General features: G+C 44.0%; 10 protein-coding genes and 7 tRNA genes. 14 read left to right on the top strand and 3 right to left on the bottom strand.

Annotated elements, in window-relative coordinates; all coding sequences use genetic code 11:
• Positions 1-157: 157 nt before the first annotated feature.
• Positions 158-2,914, top strand: coding sequence for an Ig-like domain-containing protein (locus tag J4N44_RS22215; protein WP_252045152.1), 2,757 nt, complete (start codon positions 158-160; stop codon positions 2,912-2,914).
• Positions 2,915-2,995: 81 nt separating this feature from the next.
• Here the strand turns inward: J4N44_RS22215 and J4N44_RS22210 are convergent, their stop codons facing one another.
• Both J4N44_RS22210 and J4N44_RS22205 read right to left on the bottom strand, forming a co-directional pair.
• Positions 2,996-3,778 carry a DsbA family protein gene (locus J4N44_RS22210; protein ID WP_252045151.1) on the bottom strand — a complete coding sequence of 261 codons (783 nt, stop codon included), beginning with the start codon at positions 3,776-3,778 and terminating at the stop codon, positions 2,996-2,998.
• Between the two features lie 83 nt (positions 3,779-3,861).
• A complete protein-coding gene (locus tag J4N44_RS22205) occupies positions 3,862-6,225 on the bottom strand; it encodes a CLIPPER-2 domain-containing protein (RefSeq protein WP_252045150.1) in 2,364 nt (787 codons plus the stop codon).
• 604 nt (positions 6,226-6,829) lie between these two features.
• Between J4N44_RS22205 and J4N44_RS22200 the strand changes: the two genes are divergently transcribed.
• From J4N44_RS22200 to J4N44_RS22180, 5 genes are all read left to right on the top strand, one after another.
• A tRNA-Leu gene (locus J4N44_RS22200) sits at positions 6,830-6,916 on the top strand.
• A 97-nt stretch (positions 6,917-7,013) separates the two neighbouring features.
• A tRNA-Gly gene (locus J4N44_RS22195) sits at positions 7,014-7,089 on the top strand.
• A gap of 5 nt (positions 7,090-7,094) precedes the next feature.
• Positions 7,095-7,168: transfer RNA gene (locus J4N44_RS22190), tRNA-Cys, on the top strand.
• A 320-nt stretch (positions 7,169-7,488) separates the two neighbouring features.
• Positions 7,489-9,012 (top strand): alpha-amylase, encoded by a 1,524-nt coding sequence (gene amyS / locus J4N44_RS22185; RefSeq protein ID WP_005446966.1) that lies wholly within the window; start codon positions 7,489-7,491, stop codon positions 9,010-9,012.
• Between the two features lie 137 nt (positions 9,013-9,149).
• Complete coding sequence (locus J4N44_RS22180) at positions 9,150-9,395, top strand: nitrite reductase (protein WP_252045149.1); 246 nt, start codon at positions 9,150-9,152, stop codon at positions 9,393-9,395.
• Positions 9,396-9,477: 82 nt separating this feature from the next.
• Here J4N44_RS22180 and J4N44_RS22175 read toward each other — a convergent pair whose 3' ends face one another.
• Positions 9,478-10,266: a lipase family protein gene (locus tag J4N44_RS22175; RefSeq protein ID WP_029790851.1), complete on the bottom strand. Its 789-nt coding sequence runs from the start codon at positions 10,264-10,266 to the stop codon at positions 9,478-9,480.
• Positions 10,267-10,533: 267 nt separating this feature from the next.
• Here J4N44_RS22175 and J4N44_RS22170 point away from each other — a divergent pair, with 267 nt between their 5' ends.
• The 8 genes from J4N44_RS22170 (at position 10,534) to nirB (ending at position 18,604) form a co-directional block, all read left to right on the top strand.
• Positions 10,534-12,423 carry a methyl-accepting chemotaxis protein gene (locus J4N44_RS22170; RefSeq protein ID WP_029790853.1) on the top strand — a complete coding sequence of 630 codons (1,890 nt, stop codon included), beginning with the start codon at positions 10,534-10,536 and terminating at the stop codon, positions 12,421-12,423.
• A gap of 367 nt (positions 12,424-12,790) precedes the next feature.
• Positions 12,791-12,877 (top strand) — tRNA-Leu (locus J4N44_RS22165).
• Between the two features lie 97 nt (positions 12,878-12,974).
• Positions 12,975-13,050 (top strand) — tRNA-Gly (locus J4N44_RS22160).
• Positions 13,051-13,055: 5 nt separating this feature from the next.
• A tRNA-Cys gene (locus tag J4N44_RS22155) sits at positions 13,056-13,129 on the top strand.
• A gap of 167 nt (positions 13,130-13,296) precedes the next feature.
• Positions 13,297-13,370, top strand: a tRNA-Cys gene (locus tag J4N44_RS22150).
• Between the two features lie 352 nt (positions 13,371-13,722).
• Positions 13,723-14,208: a hypothetical protein gene (locus tag J4N44_RS22145; RefSeq protein WP_110415895.1), complete on the top strand. Its 486-nt coding sequence runs from the start codon at positions 13,723-13,725 to the stop codon at positions 14,206-14,208.
• 126 nt (positions 14,209-14,334) lie between these two features.
• A complete protein-coding gene (locus J4N44_RS22140) occupies positions 14,335-15,687 on the top strand; it encodes a sensor domain-containing diguanylate cyclase (RefSeq protein WP_080971581.1) in 1,353 nt (450 codons plus the stop codon).
• A 352-nt stretch (positions 15,688-16,039) separates the two neighbouring features.
• On the top strand, positions 16,040-18,604 hold the full coding sequence (gene nirB, locus J4N44_RS22135; RefSeq protein WP_009696659.1) for a nitrite reductase large subunit NirB: 2,565 nt from the start codon (positions 16,040-16,042) through the stop codon (positions 18,602-18,604).
• Positions 18,605-18,610 lie beyond the last annotated feature (6 nt).

Below are 18,610 nucleotides of genomic sequence, written 5' to 3'. Positions count from 1 at the left end.
ACATTTTGATGTACATGAATCAAAAGAGAAAATTTCTGTTGATAAAAGAAGTTTTAAAAGAAAAATACAGCAGAAGAACTCAGAGCTATTGGTCGCGATTGATAATTACAAGAATAATGATGGCGAAGCTAAATTACGTTATTTTTCAGAAGCATTAATGTTGCTCAAGTCGAGACAGGAAACTATTGCACAATTGGCTGACATCGACTCAGACCTTGCAACAAGAGTCGCTTTTAACAACAAGCAACGCAAGCTTATTCCATCAGAGCTTCAAGGCTTTGTTGAGCAAGAGCAGCAGTTAGAAGGCGCTTTGGAAGTGTTTTATGAAGATGATGAGAAAACGCACTCCAGTCGTCTTCGTTACATCTTGAATTCTGGAAACACGCGAATCGAAGTCAAATTTCCCAATCACGCGGTCGCTAAGGGGTTGCGAGATGGCAACAACGTACGCGTTAGCGGGATCAACATCAAGAAAACGGGTAAAAAATTAGATGTGTTGGCATTGAATCAGGACCCATCTAATGTATTGGTTTTGGCTGATGGAAGTAACACGACTTCTACAGACGGGACTGGCTTGACACAAGTGACCACGAGTTCATTTGGTGAACAGCTTACTTTGGTGATGTTATTGAACTTTCTAGATAACACGCAGACACCATGGTCAGTCGAAGAAACACGAGAGCTTGTGTTCGGCCAAGTTAATGACTTTTATAAAGAAAACTCAGATAACCAAGTATGGTTAACGGGCGATGTCGCTGGTTACTATACTTTGCCAATGAATGCTACGTGCGACACTTGGACAATTCACACTACCGCTGAAGATGTTGCCCGAGACAATGGCATTAACTTTGGTAATTATGCTCGAATTGTTTACGTGTTTCCTGAAAACTCAGCATGCGGATGGACAGGCAAAGGAACCGTTGGCGGTAATCCATCAAAAGCTTATGTGAATGGTTCTTTAACTCTGCGCACTGTAGGGCATGAACTTGGACACAACTTTGGCTTACATCACGCCAAAGATCTCGATTGTGGCGCTGACATTATTGGTGATCGATGCGCGTCGGCAGAATATGGTGATGCGCTTGATATCATGGGTATGTCAGGCATCACTGGTCATTTTAATGCCTTTAGCAAGGAGCTCTTAGGCTGGATCAGTACAAACTCAGGAAACGTTGTTTCTGTTGAGGCTGACGGCAGGTATTTACTTGAACCTGTTGAAACACCGCATAGTGGTGGTGCAAAAGGATTGAAAATTAGACGTGGCACAGATGAAGTAACAGGTAAACCATTGTGGTATTACCTTGAGTATCGCCAAGCGATTGGGTTTGATAGCTTTGTTGAAGGCAAATCGGGCATTACGGATGGGGTAATTTTCCACTTAGCGACAGAAGATGACCCCCAAAGTAACTTGATGCTAGATATGATTCCAAATAGTGGTCTGAGAGATCTTGATGAATCCGCTCTGCTTGTCGGCCAAACGTATACTGATGTTCAAGCAGGCGTTACCATTACGACAGAGTGGACAAATGCCAATGCAGCTAGCATACATGTGACCTTTGATAATGAATTATGCGTACAGGCAAGCCCTTCAATTGATCTTGCATCCAGTCAAGTGGTGAGTGGTGTTGCTGGTTCTTCTGCCTCTTATAAGTTGAACGTGACGAACAACGATACGAATGCTTGCTCGTCAACGTCATTTAATGTGAGCGCAAATATGCCATCTGGTTGGTCATCGACGCATGCATCTTTGACACTGGCTTCTGGTGAGACGAAAGCGGTAGAAATTAGCGCAACGTCGAGTGATTCAGCACAAGAAGGCAGTTACGACATTCTGCTGAAGGCGGAAAATAGCACTGATTTAGCATTGGTCACCAGTATTCCAGCGGTTTATCAAATTGAACCAAGCGTTCAGACGTGTGAGATGGCTAATCCAACGTTAACGCTCGTTGCAAACTCAGCGGCGGAGTTCGAACCGGGAGCAATAGCTAACTACACCGCAACGATTACCAATAATGATAGTCAAGCGTGTGAGCCAGCAAATTTTCAAATCAATGCCAATGTGCCTGAAGGGTGGGTTACGACTAACAGCGTTGCTTCACTAGCTTCGGGTGAAACGACATCTATTAGTTTGAGTGTTACTTCTGACGTTTCGGCCGAAGCAGGAAGTTACAGCATTGACGCGATAGCAACCAATACACGAGACGCTAGTTATAATGCACGAGCGAGCAGTGTTTATAAAGTAGCTGACTTGGCGCCTACTTGTGAGCTAAGCCCTCCATTGTTGACCTTTTCTTCTTTGACTCAAGAGGGCAATGCCGGTGACACCTTGGTGTATTCCGCGACGTTGACGAGCCAGAATGGTCCTGAATGCGACTCTGTGTCGTACACAATCTCTGCAGATGTTCCAAGTGGGTGGAGTAGCTCGACTCGCCAACTATCGCTTGAGTCTGGGCAGAAGGCGAATGTTGAGGTGATGGTTACTTCTGCAGAGAATGCAACCGAGGGTGAGTATTCGATTCAAGTTCATGCGTTATCAACGGAAAGCGGTGAAGGCGTGGCTAATGGCGTTGTCGAATATCGCATCCTAGTGATCGCAAACTTATCTCCCGTCGCTAATGATGATCCAGTCGCGTTGACGGCAAAAGAGGTGACCGAGATTGATGCGCTTGCAAATGACAGTGATCCTGATGGAGATAAACTGCAAGTCGTTGGCTTTACTCAAGGCTCTAAGGGATCAGTCAGTTTAAACAGTTCTGGGCGCTTAGTGTATTCACCGGCGAAGAATTTTAAAGGGAGCGATAGCTTTAGCTACACCATATCTGATGGTCAAAATACAGCGACCGCAATGGTTTCCATCCAGTTAAGCAGCACGAGTGAGGGCGGTGGTAATAAGGGAAAAGGAAACAGTAAATAGAGTTTGTTGAGCTGCGCGATAGAGGAGGCAATAGCGAAAGTTATTGCCTCTTTGGGTTTATATTAGCGCTAAGTGAAACGGCTATTTAGGCGCCTTAAGAAGATCGTCAAACAGTGCGGAGAACACGCGATAATCTTGAGCTCCGACAACCAGTTTTGCGCCAACTAATTGACCATCTTCAATACGTCCGACAACAAAACTTGGTGTACCACGAATACCAAGAGTGGATGCAAGGGCAATGTCGTTTTCTACATTTTTTGCCATTTGAGGATCTTCAAGACACGCAGAGAACTTGTCGATATCCAGCTTTAAGTCACTTGCGGTTTTTTGGTACAAAGCGGTATTTAAGTTGCGCATATTTGAAAACAAAGCGTGTCGCATTGGCCAATACTCACCTTGCTTAAAGCTACAATTGGCAGCAATTGCGGCACCTTTAGCTTGTGGATGAAACCCAAGTGGAAAGTCTCTTGTTAAGTACTTAACCTTTCCTGAGTCGACATAGTTTTCTTTAATCTTTGCGAATGTGTTGTCGGTGAAGCGTTTACAGTAAGGGCATTGGTAGTCAGAAAACTCGATGATCGCGATTGTCGCGTTGTCATCACCCATAGACGGAATAGTTCCATTGCCATCAAAGTCTTTTTGATCGGGTAAAGTCCTGAATTTTGGTTTGGCTGCTTTGGCTGCATTTTCTTTAGCTAACTCAATGTCTGAGTTAATGCTTTCAACCTTTGCTTTTAAGTCTTTTACTTCTTGTCTTAATGCGACTAATTCGGATTCAACTTTCTCATCATTGGCTGGTTGACAACCAATGACCAGCGGAACCGACAGCAGCATAACGTAAATGCTTTTTCCATACTTCAACATAGTGATATCCCCTTGTATGGATTGAGAAAAGGGGCAATGACGGTGCCCCTTTAATGTTAAGAACGTGAAGTTCTATGTGTTGGTTACTCGACAGTGTTGACTTCGATAGATACGAAGTTGGTTAACGCATCACCATCATCGTCTTCAACCGTTGCTACAATACCGTCAAGTACACCTTGCGCTTGGAAGGTAATAGGGTCGGTATTTTCCAGACCAGGTCGAAGTTCTACAGTAAACGCACAGGTGTAAACGTTGTTGCCAGAACCGCTGTAACCGAGCTCTTGTCCGATATTACAAGGTGGATATGTCATACCACTGTGGGTGCCGCCTTGAGTATTAAAGATGGTAAAATTGGCATTGCCATTACCGTCGATAATATCAACGCCACGCAGAGTCAAACCAGTTAACGTGACATTGTCCACTTCAGACGCGTTGGTAAGTTGAATAATGATCAAACCACTAAGTGCGAAGGCAATATCCGTATCTGGAGCAAGTGGATCAAACGTTACTGTTGCATCATCCATTGCGCTTACACCAAGACCGTCCTCGTCAGTACCATTAATAGTAGCAACGTTAACGTGACTATCACCGGCATTACCTTGGACTTGTAATGTGATGGTACAGCTTGCTGTTTCGCCTGGGTCTAACTCAAACCCGTTTAACCCGGTTGGCGTTATAGCGCCGCCATTTTTCATGTCTACCATACACTCGTCTGTGAGTGATCCGAAACGGTCGTCATTTAGGCTAGAGAAGACCACAGTATCGGATGTTGAGACGTCATCTATCGTGTCTTTGACCGTAAAGTAGAAGGTGTAATCAACATCTCTGAACAAGGTTGGGTTATCACCCGTTTCAAACACTGATGTCGGATTGGCTGTTTTTTCTAGAGTGATCATAGAAGGTACATCCAATACCAAAATAGTGTGAGAATCCATGTCTGTCGCGGTATCATTCTCGTTGTCTCTCGCAGTTGCTGTTACTGTATTTGTGAAACTATCACCTGCATCGCCAGCAACAAAAACGCTTAGGGTACAGCTGTATGTTGCACCAAATGCTATCGTTACAGGGTTATCAAGACAGTCACTCTCAGCCCCAATTGCGCTTAGATCACCATAGATGGTGTCGACTAAGCTCACGAGTTCGATAGGAGAATCAAATGTACCGGAGTCGTTAGTCACGTCGAACGTAAATGTGACATTTTCTCCAGGCTCAAGTACTTCATTTTTATCCGCTGACTTAACTACGCTAATCGCTGGTGGGATATTGGTAATCTGGACTTGTCGTTCGACACTACAACGATCGCCAAGTGCCGCGTTGCCAACCCCAACGGGACAAGTATCGCCGTTCACAACAGGATCGCCGTTCTTGTCTTGTAACGTTACTTTGACAACGTCTTTATAGAGCTCAGGATTTGGTATATCCGGAAGGTCACTATCTACGACAAAGACTTTGAACTCACAACTGTAGGTTGCGCTCGGTGCCACTTCATACAGAGGTGTACCGACTGGACAGTTAGTCGATGTAAGGTAAACACCGTCAGCCATTGCAGGGCCAGAGGTCGCTCCCCAAAGATCGAAGCTAACGTCATAAGTTCCATCGCCGTTAATGTCGATTTCATCGGTTAATGCACTAATGAATAACGATGTTTGGGCGTTAGGGTTAGTGAAGCTTAGATTAAAGGTAAACTCGCCGCCTGCTTCTGGGTGAGAGCTAGGCGCACCTTCAGATTTGACGATATCTGGTGGTGACGGTTTAATGAACACATCAATATTAAAGGTGTCACAGTTACATTTAGATTTGGTATTTGGGATCTGACCAGCGTACGGATCTTCATCGATCGTACAGTTATCTCGCTCTATGTTGTCCCATGCCGCACAATAGGTAAAGTCGGCTCGGTTGTCGCCGTCGTTATCTGAACAGAGCATGGTAATGGTTTCGTTAAGCAGTGTGTATTCGTCTGGACCTAAAGCTTTAGTGATGTCACCACATGCGTCGCCATCCAATTGAGCATCAGCAGTCTCACCACTTCCTCCTGGCACGGGTAGGATCATGCTACAGTTTCTAAAATTACCTTGAACGACCTGAGGGCTGGCTTCAGTTAAAGGAAGATAAAAGGTGGTGTCGTATCGTTCGTTTGCGTTGGTTCGCACGGTAACGTCAGCTTGGAAAGAGAAGGTATCTCCAAGGTTACATTCTGCATTCGGATCGACGGGAATCACTTGCGTGATCTCGACGTCATTAGCGGTACAGTTTAAAGCATCTCTTGGTAATGAGTTTCCCGGCTCTTGCAAATAAGCGTCTGCCATACAGAGTTTTTCTGTTGGTGAGAGGTTATAGGCTTCCGCTTGAGCAGGAGAATGACTCGTTACGCCATACAATGCTGCCGAACTGACAAGGATGACACTCATTACCTTGTTTAATCGGCTGTGTATTAATCGTTCCATCATTGACCTTCTTTTTATTCGAAAGTTTGAACAAGAGGGTTATATGAGCGGCTGAACACACCATAGTGTCTACGGTATGACTGACACTTAATCAGCGACTTAAGAGCAGAACCCTCATTCCTTGACCAAACGAGCTTCTAAGGTGACGCTAGCATTATTCACCCAAAAGACTGTGCGTTGGTTGCCCACTTAAGAGCAAGAAATGAACCAAACCTTAAGTCATTGAAAATATGAATTAACTAATGAATGCGCATTCAAAAATAACTGTTAAGAGGTGTACACAGTGTTCACCTGCGGATGGGGGCGACAAAGGCAGAAGGATAAAAGCTGATGTTTATCTGATAGATAGCGGTTAGTGTGGTCGTTTGTTTGTGAAGCAATGGTTAACAGGTTGGTTGACACTGTGAGGTGGTACGGTTAGCTCAATATTAATGGGTGATTATTGAACTTAACGATTGCGATTCAGTCAAAAAGGGTGATTATTGTTCATTTGGTTGATAATTATAAGAATTTTTGTTGACCTAAAATCTTAATCCGTTAAAGTACGCCTCGTTCTCACGGCGAAGGTCGTTAGAACAGATGGTGTTACCATCGCATTGATTGCGTTGCCCTGGTGGTGGAATTGGTAGACACAAGGGATTTAAAATCCCTCGACGTTCGCGTTGTGCCGGTTCAAGTCCGGCCCGGGGCACCATCCGAAAATTGAGTGGGTGAATTTAACATCCCGCCGTCGAGTTGACCGGCCGAGTGTCGGACCATCAATTCCGGCTCGGGTCACCATCTCAAATTATGCGACACTAGCTCAGTTGGTAGAGCGCAACCTTGCCAAGGTTGAGGTCACGAGTTCGAACCTCGTGTGTCGCTCCAGTTGAGGCGCCTTGGCAGAGTGGCTATGCAGCGGATTGCAAATCCGTGGACCTCGGTTCGACTCCGGGAGGCGCCTCCATTATTTTCGAAAGCTCGTCATCATGACGGGCTTTTTTTCGTTTTAAAGCATGATAATTCATCGCTTAAGTCTCAATTTCGCTACGCTTTTTGGTTATCTCCTCCCTGATTATTTGATCGTGATTCAATAATTGCGCTCAATTAGTTATCGGTTTTATAAATGTTACACAACTCAATAATTGTAGAGGGTGATTGGTGATAATTTCTCCACGATTGTAGTCCGAACTTTTTGTTGTACAACAGACGGTTAGTTGGATCTCTTCTAGTCGTCATGTTGGCTCTCTAAGTTCGAACTTCGTTCTAAAACGTGAGAGAAAAATAATGAAAACATTCAACCTTAAACCCACACTTTTACCTTTAACTTTGCTGCTGAGTTCGCCGGTATTGGCGGCACAAAATGGAACTATGATGCAGTATTTCCATTGGTATGTGCCAAATGACGGCGCACTCTGGACACAAGTTGAAAACAATGCGCCAGCACTATCCGACAACGGTTTTACAGCGCTGTGGTTGCCACCAGCATATAAAGGCGCAGGTGGTAGCAACGACGTTGGTTACGGTGTTTACGATATGTATGACTTAGGGGAGTTTGATCAAAAAGGATCGGTACGAACTAAGTACGGCACCAAAGACCAATATCTAAATGCCATCAAAGCAGCACACAAAAACAATATCCAAATTTATGGTGACGTAGTGTTCAACCATCGTGGCGGTGCAGATGGCAAGTCGTGGGTCGATACCAAGCGTGTGGATTGGAATAACCGCAATATTGAACTTGGCGATAAATGGATTGAAGCATGGGTTGAATTTAGCTTCCCAGGACGTAACGATAAATACTCAGACTTCCATTGGACGTGGTATCACTTTGATGGCGTCGATTGGGATGACGCAGGTAAAGAGAAAGCGATCTTTAAATTCAAAGGTGATGGTAAAGCATGGGATTGGGAAGTCAGTTCTGAAAAAGGCAACTATGACTACCTCATGTACGCAGACTTAGACATGGATCACCCAGAAGTAAAGCAAGAGCTGAAAGATTGGGGTGAATGGTACTTAAACATGACGGGTGTTGATGGCTTCCGAATGGACGCGGTTAAACACATCAAATATCAGTACCTACAAGAGTGGATCGATTACTTGCGTAAGAAAACGGGTAAAGAGCTCTTTACCGTTGGTGAGTACTGGAACTACGACGTGAACAATCTGCACAACTTTATCACTAAGACTTCTGGCAGCATGTCATTGTTTGATGCTCCGTTACATATGAACTTCTATAACGCTTCACGCTCTGGTGGCAACTTCGATATGCGCCGAATCATGGATGGCACCTTAATGAAAGACAACCCAGTGAAAGCAGTAACACTGGTTGAGAACCATGATACGCAACCACTACAGGCCTTAGAGTCTCCGGTGGATTGGTGGTTCAAACCACTTGCGTACGCGTTCATTTTGCTTCGTGAGGAAGGTTATCCGTCAGTCTTCTACGCAGATTACTACGGTGCGCAATACAGCGATAAAGGGCACGACATCAACATGGTGAAAGTGCCTTACATTGAGCAATTGGTGAAAGCACGTAAAGATTATGCTTATGGTAAACAACATTCTTACCTTGACCACTGGGATGTGATTGGTTGGACACGAGAAGGGGATGCGGAACATCCGAACTCTATGGCGGTTATCATGAGTGATGGTCCTGGCGGAACAAAGTGGATGTACACGGGTTCACCGAGCACACGTTATGTCGATAAACTAGGTATTCGTACCGAAGAAGTATGGACTAACGCTAGTGGATGGGCGGAATTCCCAGTGAACGGCGGATCGGTTTCTGTTTGGGTTGGCGTTAAATAATCTCGAGTGCAGAGTTGCAGGTGTGACCAATTTCGAAAATAGCATGCATTTAATCAATGTCTTATTTGATATTCATGAAACAAATGCGTAACTTTATTGTTGAGCATTATCAGTAGGCAGATTAAGGAAAGGAATCTATGCAGGAAGTTGCAACTATTGCGATTATATTCGGTGCAATATTCGGTGGTGGTATCGTTAAGTTGATTCTTAATCATCGCAAGGAAGTAAAATCGCTCGAAATCTCTGAGCGTAAACTGATGAATCAAGAAGAGCGAGATGGTCTTAACAAACAAATAGACGACCTGAAACAGCGCGTCGAAGTATTAGAGCGCATCGTTACTGACAACAAATACCAACTTGATAAAGAAATTGCGTCTTTGTAATTCTGAACCAAGAACAAAGAGCCAGTTTAATACTGGCTCTTTTTGTATCTGTCGCTGAATCACAAGAAAGCGAAGTAATGGATTAACGCTCATCAAAGAAGTCTTTGTTGCGAATGTACTTGCTCATTAAGTGATAGGAAAAAGGGCGGATCAACCAACTTACCAAAGAACGCCCAAGGCGCATTAACGTTGGCGTGTTCTCATAAATTCTTCCATTATAAAGCCACAACATTTTACCTACATGCCAATAAAGAAAAGGTACCGGAGGCATAAAAGTAACAATATCGATGTCGCAACAGATTCGATAGGTTTTGTGGCTTAAACGATAGCGTTTCTTGAATGTCCAATCACCAATCGCTGGTTGACCAAATGTCACCACTCGTTTGATGCTTTTTGGGTACTTACGTTCGATATAGTCGGCAAACACGCTGCCAATTGCGCCGCCCGACGAATGTCCAGTAATGGTGATGCGCTTACCCTGTAGAATCAGAGGTACAACGGTGGCTTCTAGCCGCTCAATCACGCTCAAACCGAGACGATCTTCATTTCGAGAAGGTTGGCTTTCTTGAAACAACAAATGGTAGAAACCTGCATGGATGCGATAGTTAAGTCCTAATCGCTTGCAGCTACGAGTCCACATGGCAAAGTTCAGCAACCAATCGGTAATACTGTGCGAGCCTTTAATAACCACAACGACCTCAGTACGTTTTTTACTCCATAAAACACGGATCATGGTTTTGCCAAATTCGTTTTTAATGATCCGCTGCCCATTAGGGTCAAATCCATAACGTGTCTGCCTAAATACTCTGGGATAAGCGAGATTACACAGCACGGCGTAGCGTTCGTATTGGTATCGTTTTAATGGCTTCACGTTGATTTACTTTGTCGGTATCAAGAGAAGATTTTAAAACTAGAATATTAAAATGACATGAATAAGAAGAAAAACGTTAACTAGATTTATTGCCTAATGGTTGATTAAACAAATCGCACTGTTTATATGTACCCACAATTGAATGCAAATCACAAATGGATGATTATATGTAACCAATTGAATTGATGTGAGATTTATATCGCTGAAAAAGAATTGCTTAGATGAGAAAATTCTTTTTTATCAGTGGTTTTATAAGAGGCTCTATTTATGCAATTAAGTCTAAAGAGGAAAATGGTTTTCTCTGTCGTTTTGGCAATTGCAATCACATCTGCGATTCTTCTTTTTATTGGCTACAAGACCTTTCAAACCAATAGTTGGCAAGCAATAGAAAGTGAAAGTCGAAATATATTACATGCAAATGCAAAAGGTATTGGTGATTGGTTTTATGACAAGAAGCAAGCGGTACATGGCTTGAAGCGACAAATTCAGCTCGATACTTCATTGGATATTGTTCCTCACTTACGGCAAACCTTAATCTCTGGTGGTTTCGGTCTTAGTTATTACGGCAACAAACAAGGAGAGATGTTTCGTCACGATCCTTCGTTAAACAAATCTGGGTACGATCCACGCGTACGTGGATGGTACAAGCAAACGTTGGCGGAAAACAAAGCAATAACAACGAAACCATATGTTAGTGTAACTATGCAAACACTCGTTGTGACACTTACTGACCCTGTTATTGAAAATGAACAAATTATCGGTGTCGCAGCGTCTAATTTAGCTTTGGATAAGTTGATAAAAGACGTGTTGGCAATTGAGGTGCCTGGTGCTGGTCAAGCAATTCTAATCGATCGTCAAGGTACGGTCGTTGCGCATAAAAACAAAGACTTTATCTTGAAACAGGTCTCTGAGATTGCACCTGAGCTAAATATTGACAGCTTAAATCAAGCGTCTCAAAACTTAGCTACAATTTTCACTACTGTTGATGGGCAAGATAAAGTCGTGATGGCAGAACCCATTGAAAATACCGATTGGTTACTCGTTATTGAAATGGACAAGAGCGTGTTAGAACAACCGTTATTTGACATGATTAGTAGTCAAATTACCACGGGGCTGCTTGTTCTAATTGTTATGGCAATTGCTACCTCTTGGTTCGTTGCGCGTCAGTTAGTTGAACTTGGTCGTGTAAGTGAGGCGCTGGCTGATATTGCAGAAGGTGAAGGAGACTTAACTCGAAGACTACAGGTATCTAGCCAAGATGAAGTTGGTCAATTGGCAGATAAGTTCAACGTATTCGTAGATCGCTTACGTCAAATGATGAAAAATGTTAGCGAAGTTTCGACGGCGATGACGAAAGGCGCTGATCATGCCAATGTAAATGCGACGCAACGTAATGAAAGTGTTAGTAGGCAACAAGATGAAATTACAATGGTCGCTACCGCAGTAACTGAAATGGCGACTGCGACGGCTGAAATAGCTTCAAATGCTGACAACACAGCGAAAAGTGCAAGCCATTCTGTTGAACTTAGTGAGCAAGGCTTTAAACAAATGGAAAAAAGCCAGTTGTCAATCAACGAACTTGCTGATGAACTTACCAATGCTGTTTCCATAATTAGCGAGCTTGAGGAACATGGAAATCAGATTGCAACCATCTTAGCGACAATTCGAGAAATTGCAGAGCAAACTAATTTACTTGCATTGAATGCGGCTATTGAAGCGGCGCGAGCTGGCGAACAAGGGCGCGGTTTTGCTGTCGTTGCAGATGAAGTACGAGTGCTATCGCAACGTACACATGCTTCAACAGAAGAGATTGAGGATAAGATAAAGCGCTTGCAACAAGCTACAGATGGTGCAGTGAAAGTGATGACACAAAGTCATGACATGGCAAAAACTAGTGTCCATGACGTTAACTTGGCTGGCGAGAGTCTGTCAAAAATCCGAGAGGCGATCCAGCAGATTAGTGATATGGCAACACAAATAGCGTCTGCTGCAGAAGAGCAATCACTAGTGACTGCGGAAATAAATGCTAATACTGAGTCGGTTCGTGAAGTGAGTGAAGTCATGGCAAGTGATGCGGTGGATGCTGTTGGGCAAGCGCAACAATTGAACCTCTTAGCGAATAACTTAAAATCGGAACTTTCTCGATTTAAGCTTTAAACTGAGCGTTTGTATGTATAAGAACCGGGCGCTTAGTGCCCGGTTTTCGATTATGGGGAACTAAAATCAAACTTTGACCCTGGGGTTAATTCAAACGCTGAATTCTTAAACTTAATGACGTAGATCTACACGTCAACATCGAATTTAGTTCAGAAGAATTTTCAAATTCTGCTTGCGGTTGGCAAAGTGAGCGATGAAATACTATTCGAGTTGGTGATTGTATGATCTAATAAGTTTGCTTTTTAACCGTATGAATCAAAAACACAAAATTTGTTGTTGACCTAAAATCTTAATCCGTTAAAGTACGCCTCGTTCTCACGGCGAAGGTCGTTAGAACAGATGGTGTTACCATCGCATTGATTGCGTTGCCCTGGTGGTGGAATTGGTAGACACAAGGGATTTAAAATCCCTCGACGTTCGCGTTGTGCCGGTTCAAGTCCGGCCCGGGGCACCATCCGAAAATTGAGTGGGTGAATTTAATATCCCGCCGTCGAGTTGACCGACCAAGTGTCGGACCATCAATTCCGGCTCGGGGCACCATCTCAAATTATGCGACACTAGCTCAGTTGGTAGAGCGCAACCTTGCCAAGGTTGAGGTCACGAGTTCGAACCTCGTGTGTCGCTCCAGTTGAGGCGCCTTGGCAGAGTGGCTATGCAGCGGATTGCAAATCCGTGGACCTCGGTTCGATTCCGGGAGGCGCCTCCATTCAATAAAGTACCATTACATATCTATTAAATGTTTACTGTATAATTGCTGCTTATTAAAACGAAGTCGTTGAAGATAAACGACTTTATCTCGGTTTAGTAACGTGGTGATAATCGAAAGAGCAAACGCTCTGACGAACCTTTCAAAGTTTCAATACGAAACACTATGGCGCCTTGGCAGAGTGGCTATGCAGCGGATTGCAAATCCGTGGACCTCGGTTCGACTCCGGGAGGCGCCTCCATTCTCTTTCTTGTTTCAATTCAGACCTCTGACCAATCGGTCGTGAGAATTCGCCTTTTCGTTGTGATTCTTCGATAAAAGTATCAATAACCTTTACATCTAACTCTTAATTCTATTTCACCCTGATTTTTGGCTGGGCATAATTGCTCAATGATCCCAATTTGATCATTCAATTGTATTAACAGAACGTTGTTGTCTATAAACTATGTGCATTACTAAGGGCTAATTGATAACATCATATATTAACACTTGTTAATATATGAAAGTGTTAGTCTTTTTGCTCAGGAAGAGCGTATTCGGTTTATGGAGAAACACACGTGTTAACACAATTGGGCAGGCAAATCGTAGTCTTGATGATGAGCACTGCATCTTATACTGCTTTTGCAGCGTCAATGGCAAGTTACCCAGAAGGGTGGCAAGATTGGCCCGTTGTTAAAGAGTCACAAAACCTACCTGCAGATACTGTCCTGCCGCCAGATACTTCACTATTTATTCAAGAATCCGTAAGAGCCTACAGCTGGATCAACAATGGTCAGGGGTCACCACTTACTATCCGAGTGAATCCGAACAAAATAGAGCAATACAAAACTCACGGTCCGTATACAGATGGACCGACTGCGGTGGCGATTTCAGAAGTAGAAGGTATCGTGTGGGTGACAGAACATATTGGAGGTATGGCAATTTATGGTAGCTATGACCGTAAAGGAAAAGACATTAGCCATACACATCCTTCATTGGCGCCTTCGTTTTGTCAAAGTTGCCATACTACTTATCAGGACATCTGTATAAACGGTACTTGCGCAGAGCCCGTTTTGGATGTGTACAAAGATAAGCAGTAGTCCAAAGTGAGTAATCGAGTTTTCGGTTGGTTGACGATAAACCAGATGCTTTTTTTATCGCATCTGGTCTTAGTGATTTCCATTATTTCTGGGTTGTCCTATACGCGCTTCCAAAGTGAATGGGATATGCGTATCGAACATGCAGTGATTATGGCGAAAACGCATCTGTCTTCACAAATGACGTTTCTCTCCGGCTCTATAGCGGGTCGTAATTACGCAAACTTGATGATGCCTTCGACCAAAGAGAACTTCAGAGCCATCGATGGTCTACTGTTTGTTGAGGTCTCCGGCACGTCAGATTACAAAGAACAAAAAGTGGCAGTTCGATATTTGGCACAATCCAATCAAGTGTGGCGAATTGATGTCAGCGATCAGGAGGTAAGGGCGCTCCAAGCGCAAAAGGGGAACCTTGAGCACATCTTGGCAGCGACGCCTGACACAGATGAAATTAAGCGTAATAAGCTCCAATACCTTATCAACAAAGCAAAGGTTGATTTAGAGGCACTACAAATCAGCAAGGGGCTCAATCAAGATACCAATCTGCCATGGACAAAAGATTATCTTCGACAAACCGACTTCTACTACGATGCCAATCTATCGGTGCTTCATGTTTGTCTGCCTTTAAGAAACGTAAACGGTGGCTACATTTGGGCGGTATTAGATGCAAGTAAACTCGACACTATCAAAACGACGCTAATTAAAGAGCTGCTTAATGAGGCGTTAATCGCTTCGTTAATCTCTATGGTGATGATATACATGGTCACCATGTGGATTGTTAGCCCACTCAAGCGTCTTTCAATGTCGATGAAAAAAGACATTGAAAAGATCGACCAATCGTATATTCCTGAAATTCAGCGATCGGATGAAATTGGTGACTTAGCTCGTTCATATTCCAGCTTGATTACGAAAATCAAAAACCAGTTGCGCGTTCTTCGTCAACAAACTGATACTGATGCCTTGACGGGATTAGGGTCGCGTTACTTGTATAAACGTACTGCACCACTGTTTGTTCAGCAAACGGTAGGTAGTATGAATTATGCCTGCTTCGTTTTGTGCGATATCGATAACTTTAAAAAGTTTAATGACACATACGGACATATCGAAGGGGATAACGCGTTATGTGATGTTGCTGAACTCTTTCGCTCGTTTTTAGGTAAAGACCAACCTTCGTTTCGATTAGGCGGCGAAGAGTTTGCCTTGCTTGTTTACGGGAATACCTTAGATGTGCTTCAAGCAAAGGTAGAACATTTAAGACAAGCCGTAGAGGCTTTAGCCATTCCACATGCCAAAAATCTTCCATCACAAGTTGTGACCATTTCAGTAGGGGCGGTGCCTCTGACAAAAATAACGCCTTATCCGAGTGTGGATGCATGCGAGAAAGCACTCGAACAAGCCTTTGAGGTTGCGGATAAAAACTTATACCTAGCCAAAGATAAAGGACGCAACGTTGTGATTATGGACAAACCAATTGAAATATAATCAGCACAGCCTAATGGTGTAAAAGAGTAGGGCTTACTCTGAGCTAGTTCTATCGCATCATAAAATGTTGAATTTTTTCAAGCAAATTCAATACTGCTAAACCGTTTTCAACACGTACCAGCCAAATAGATTCATTTCATTTATGAAGAAATGTTAAGAGTTTATTTTCTCGGTGATGAATTACTACACAAAGATGTAGCAAATTTACCGTTAGACCCTTTTAAATCGAGGGTTTTAACCTATCTACCCCTTTAGGGTAGTTTGATTCCGTAATTGATTTACATCATGTATTAATTTTCTTTCACATTTAACAATGCGCTCAGTTATAAGAACCTAACCCTTAGGAAGTACAATGAGCAAGTTGAAGCTAGTAGTCATCGGTAACGGTATGGTAGGCCACCGTTATATCGAAGACTTAGTCGAGAAAGCTGATATGTCTAATATGGACATTACGGTTTTCTGTGAAGAACCTCGTGTCGCATACGACCGTGTGCACCTTTCCTCTTACTTTTCTCACCATACTGCAGATGAACTTTCTTTAGTGAAAGAAGGCTTCTACGAGAAACACGGCATTAACATGTTGATCGGTGAGCGTGCGATTAACATCAACCGTGAAAACCGCATTGTTTACTCAAGCACTGGTCGTGAAGTTCAATACGACAAGCTGATTCTTGCTACTGGCTCATTCCCATTTGTTCCACCTATCAAAGGTCACGAAAGCAAAGACTGTTTTGTTTACCGCACTATCGAAGATCTTAAAGCGATCGAAGCGTGTGCGAAGAAGAGCAAATCAGGTGTTGTTGTCGGTGGTGGTCTGCTAGGTCTTGAAGCAGCTGGTGCATTGAAAGCACTAGGTGTAGAAACGCACGTTGTTGAGTTCGCACCAAAGCTAATGGCTGAGCAACTTGATCTAGCTGGTGGTAACCAACTTCGTCAAAAGATCGAGCGCATGGGCGTGAACGTTCACACTAGCAAAAACACGCTTGAGATCGCGGCAGAAGGCACAAATGCACGCAACGTTATGCGTTTTGCTGACGGTTCAGAGCTAGAAACAGACTTCATCGTATTCTCCGCAGGTATTCGTCCACAAGACAAACTAGCGCGCCAAATGGAGCTAGAAGTGGCACCTCGTGGCGGTGTTGCTATCAACGACCATTGTCAGACTTCTGATGAGAACATCTACGCCATCGGTGAGTGTGCGTCTTGGAACGAAATGTTCTACGGCCTGGTTGCTCCTGGTTACAAGATGGCGACAGTTGCCGTTGATCACCTGCTAGGTAACACAGAAAGCAAATTCGAAGGCGCTGACATGTCTGCGAAGCTGAAACTTCTTGGTGTAAAAGTAGGTTCAATCGGTGACGCGAACGGTCGTACCGAAGGCTGTAAGAGTTACGTTTACCAAAACGAAGAGCAAGAAGTTTACAAACGTCTTATCGTTTCTGAAGACAACAAGAAACTACTTGGCGCGGTTATGGTCGGTGACACCTCTGACTACGGCGACCTGCTTCAACTTATGTTGAATGAAATCGACCTGCCAGAGCACCCGGATGCGTTGATCCTTCCTGCACACGCAGGCGCTGAGAAACCAGCACTAGGTGCAGACGCTCTACCAGAAAGCGCAGTAATCTGTTCTTGTTTCGACGTAACCAAAGGCAAGATCGCACAAGCGGTTGCTGATGGTCACCACACATTGGGCGACATCAAAGCCGTGACTGGCGCAGGTACAGGCTGTGGTGGTTGTATTCCTCTAGTCACTTCTGTTCTAAATGCTGAGCTTGCTAAATCTGGCATCGAAGTGAAGAACGACGTGTGTGAGCACTTTGCATACTCACGCCAAGAATTATTCCACCTAATCCGCATTGAAGAGATCAAAACGTTTGATGAGCTTCTAGAAAAATACGGTAAAGGTTATGGCTGTGAAGTTTGTAAACCATTGGCTGGTTCTATCTTGGCTTCTTGCTGGGGTGAGCACATTCTTAAGCCACAACTGGTTAAACTGCACGACACGAACGACAACTTCCTAGGTAACATCCAAAAAGACGGTACTTACTCTGTGATCCCACGTATGGCGGGTGGTGAAGTAACGCCTCAAGCACTGGGTGCGCTAGCGAACGTTGCTGCAGAATACAACCTATACACCAAAGTAACCGGTGCTCAACGTATTGGTCTGTTTGGTGCTCAAAAAGACGATCTTCCAGAGATCTGGCGCAAGCTTATCGACGCTGGTTTCGAAACAGGTCAAGCGTACGCAAAAGCACTTCGTATGGCGAAGACATGTGTTGGCTCAACGTGGTGTCGTTACGGTGTTCAAGATTCTGTTGGTCTAGGTTCCTACATCGAGAATCGTTACAAAGGCATTCGTACACCTCATAAGATGAAGTTCGGTGTTTCTGGCTGTACTCGTGAGTGTGCGGAAGCACAAGGTAAAGACCTTGGCATCATCGCGACTGATGCAGGCTGGAACATGTACGTATGTGGTAACGGCGGCATGAAACCTCGTCACGCAGACCTACTTGCAAGTGACCTAGATAAAGAAACGTTAATCAAGTACATCGACCGCTTCATGATGTTCTACATCCGTACTGCTGCGCCACTACAACGCACATCAGTTTGGATGGAAAACATGGAAGGTGGCGTTGACTACCTACGCGAAGTGATTGTTGACGACAAACTTGGCATCAACGCGCAATTAGAAGCAGACGTAGCGAAGCTTGTCGACGAATACGAGTGTGAGTGGACTGCGACTATCAACGACGAATCACAACTGACTCGCTTCGCGCACTTCATCAACTCTGACAAGCGCGATGAAAACGTCGTGTTTGTACAAGAGCGTGAACAGCACCGCCCAGCAACCTTCACGGAAAAACACCCTGAAGCGAAAGGCGACATCCTACACGTAGCGATCACTGAAGCATAAGGGAAG

This window comes from Vibrio sp. SCSIO 43155, assembly GCF_023716605.1.
Classification (GTDB): Bacteria; Pseudomonadota; Gammaproteobacteria; order Enterobacterales; family Vibrionaceae; genus Vibrio; species Vibrio harveyi.
This window is presented reverse-complemented; position numbering and strand designations above follow the sequence as displayed.

Coding starts and splice junctions, on each gene's coding strand:
- J4N44_RS22215 (WP_252045152.1), top strand. CDS start 158: ATGTTGCTCAAGTCGAGACAGGAAACTATTGCACAATTGGCTGACATC.
- J4N44_RS22210 (WP_252045151.1), bottom strand. CDS start 3,778: ATGTTGAAGTATGGAAAAAGCATTTACGTTATGCTGCTGTCGGTTCCG.
- J4N44_RS22205 (WP_252045150.1), bottom strand. CDS start 6,225: ATGATGGAACGATTAATACACAGCCGATTAAACAAGGTAATGAGTGTC.
- amyS (WP_005446966.1), top strand. CDS start 7,489: ATGAAAACATTCAACCTTAAACCCACACTTTTACCTTTAACTTTGCTG.
- J4N44_RS22180 (WP_252045149.1), top strand. CDS start 9,150: ATGCAGGAAGTTGCAACTATTGCGATTATATTCGGTGCAATATTCGGT.
- J4N44_RS22170 (WP_029790853.1), top strand. CDS start 10,534: ATGCAATTAAGTCTAAAGAGGAAAATGGTTTTCTCTGTCGTTTTGGCA.
- J4N44_RS22145 (WP_110415895.1), top strand. CDS start 13,723: ATGATGAGCACTGCATCTTATACTGCTTTTGCAGCGTCAATGGCAAGT.
- J4N44_RS22140 (WP_080971581.1), top strand. CDS start 14,335: ATGCGTATCGAACATGCAGTGATTATGGCGAAAACGCATCTGTCTTCA.
- nirB (WP_009696659.1), top strand. CDS start 16,040: ATGAGCAAGTTGAAGCTAGTAGTCATCGGTAACGGTATGGTAGGCCAC.